Raw genomic sequence first — 2,668 nt, 5'->3', positions numbered from 1 at the left:
ATCCTTTGTCCTCCATCCTTTGTCCTCCATCCTTTGTCCTCCATCCTTTGTCCTCCATCCTTTGTCCTCTATCCTCTTGGCTCGCCCAGCTCACAGCCATCCTTTTCGGCATCCTTTCGCCGAAAAGGATGGCCAAAAAGCGAGCCCGCCCTGGCTGGTCCTGGCAATCGATCGTCTTTTTGATCGATTGCCAGGACCAGCGCAATGCCCGCCGGAGGCTGACCACCGTCCGGCCCGCCATTGGGCGAATCGGTGAGGCTGATTCGCCCAATGGCGGTAATAAAAGCCCCGCCAGGTCGTCGAACCTCCGGGATGAGGCCCCGGAGGTTCGACTCCCGGTTTTTTGGGCGGGGAAAGGACAGAGGAAAAGATCAAGGTCAAAGGAAAAGATCAAGGTCAAAGGAAAAGATCAAGGTCAAAGGAAAAGATCAAGGTCAAAGGAAAAGTCCTGAGGGGGCAGCGGAGCTCCCCCTCAGACTCCCCCAACCCTTTTTACAACTTTAAGGACTGTTAAGACTCTTCTGCTCTTTTACCGTTCGGGCCAGTCTCAAGCCGATATACTCCCGGCGGACATCCGGAAAACCACTGTCCCGATACGAAGCCAACAGCATCCGCAGACCCTGCGAATCATAATCCCCGCCCCGAACCACCCGGAACTTACCCGATGCCGGTCCGGTGGGATTCTCCTTCGGCGACGCGGCATAATACCCGGCATCATACCAGTCGGCCACCCACTCCCTGACATTCCCGGTCATGTCATACAACCCAAACCGATTCGGCGCTTTTGTTCCAACCGGATGAAGTCTCCCCCAGGAATTATCTCCCTCCCAGGCATGATCACTCAACCCCCTCTCCCCACAATGGTACAGCGGCATTCCCCCACTGCGACAGGCGAATTCCCATTCCGCCTCCGTCGGCAAGCGGTAGCCCCCCTCACCTTGTTCATTCAATCGGGCAATGAACTGCTGGGCGTCCTCCCAGGAAACACGCTCCACCGGGCAATTGGAACCACACTGCACCGCCTGCGATGGATTGGACCCCATAACCTTCTGCCACTGCTCCTGAGTGACCTCATAGGCCGCAATCTCGAAGCTGTCGACACGGACTTCGTGCATCACCCGATCGCTTTCGAAACACAATTCGCCAACAGGCATGCATCCCATTCGGAACGTTCCACCTTCGACACGAACAAAGGCCATATTGGTCAATGGCTCGGGTTCGGCGGCAGCATAAACTGGAATTCGCCGTTTTAAGTTCGCCAGCAACTCATTGGTTGAACTCCAGTCGATATTGGAAAACGCCGAGGGCTGCCCCCCCTGAGTCGCCAGAAACTCCCGCGCCTTGTTCAACCGGTTGGCGGGAGCTGGATGGGTGAGGAGGAATTCGAGCAGGACGCCGTCCCCCTGCAATGCAACCATATGCTGAGTAAGCCTCTCCATGCCCTTCGGGTCGAACCCGGCCTCCGTCATCCATTTCAGACCAAGCTGGTCTGCCTCCTCCTCCTGCGGACGATTGAACGCTCCTTTGACACCCATACCAACCAGTTCAACAGCCACCTGACTCAGCGCACCCGCCATACCCGGAAGACGGCGAGCCACATCACCGACAGCTTTTACACTGGCCTTGGAAAGCCGTTCCGAATCCGACTGGAATTGATGTTGCCGGACAACGTGGGCAATTTCATGACCGAACAGCGCCGCCCAGGCATCCAGATCGTCCTGAAGCGTTTTGAACATGCCGTGGTAGACATTGATCGTCGCCTTTCCGGCATACGAAAAACCGGCAGAGGCATTAAATATGTCCTGACTGTGAAAGATAACCTGATCGACCTTAAAACCGGATTTTTCTTCAATTTTCTGCATGGCGAAGATCATTTTCTTCACGGCTTCCATGGGCAGCTTGAGGGGTGGCTGCCCCTTACGATTCAGGTCCAACTCACTCCGACTAATAGAAGAGCCAAGCAAATCATTCTCTTGGGTAACATCGTACAACACCCAACTATGTGGCCTTTCCACGTTTTGAAACGCACCTCCGGCACAGGAAGTCAGCAAGGAGGCGGCGCTAATAAGCAATATAGATATCATAAACGCTTTGAGGCAGATATTTACTCTCATTGATTCCTCCACCATTTCAACATTGTAACAAAATTGAACAACTTAATTAAATACTCTTTTTGTATGTCGACAGGCTCTTTACGGCAGCAATAGAAGGCCGCACATTCGGAATGATCTGTAATTTACCGACTGAAGGTTTCTGTTGGATCAAGGTAAAAGGGAGAGAAGGCTGTTGTCCAGTTGTTTCGAACACGGAATCAAAAAAGCGTGAGCCGGCAGGTCTGCCGGACGAAAAACACGGGGGGCCGGGGGGGATTATCGGCGGGTGGAGGCTTGAGGTGTTGATGGGGCCTTTGGCGGATCGCAGGCAACAGGAGAAACGAAGTGGGCTTGCGGAACAACCCCGGCTCTCTCCGGGTGGTGACTTCACGGATGGGGAGGATGAGGCCCTCCCCTGGCCCCCTCCGGCGGGTCGAAGTGGGGACAGGGTTTGGAAACGGTGCGAAGTTGGGTATTTCACCTTTTGGCTTCGACCCGCCCAAAGCCACGTCAACAGATGGAACCTCGGGGCGCTGCCCCGAACCCCGCCGGGGGGGATAATCCCCCCCGGACCC

At 55.1% G+C, this 2,668-nt stretch carries 1 protein-coding gene; it reads right to left on the bottom strand.

All coding sequences use genetic code 11. The features are described 5' to 3' along the window. Positions 1–500 precede the first annotated feature (500 nt). Positions 501–1,892, bottom strand: coding sequence for an SUMF1/EgtB/PvdO family nonheme iron enzyme (locus tag HQL56_19370; protein MBF0311677.1), 1,392 nt, complete (start codon positions 1,890–1,892; stop codon positions 501–503). Between the last annotated feature and the right edge of the window lie 776 nt (positions 1,893–2,668).

The organism is Magnetococcales bacterium (assembly GCA_015231925.1).
Lineage (GTDB): Bacteria > Pseudomonadota > Magnetococcia > Magnetococcales > JADGAQ01 > JADGAQ01.
The sequence above is the reverse complement of the archived record's forward strand: the minus strand, read 5'-3'. Positions and strand labels throughout refer to the sequence as shown.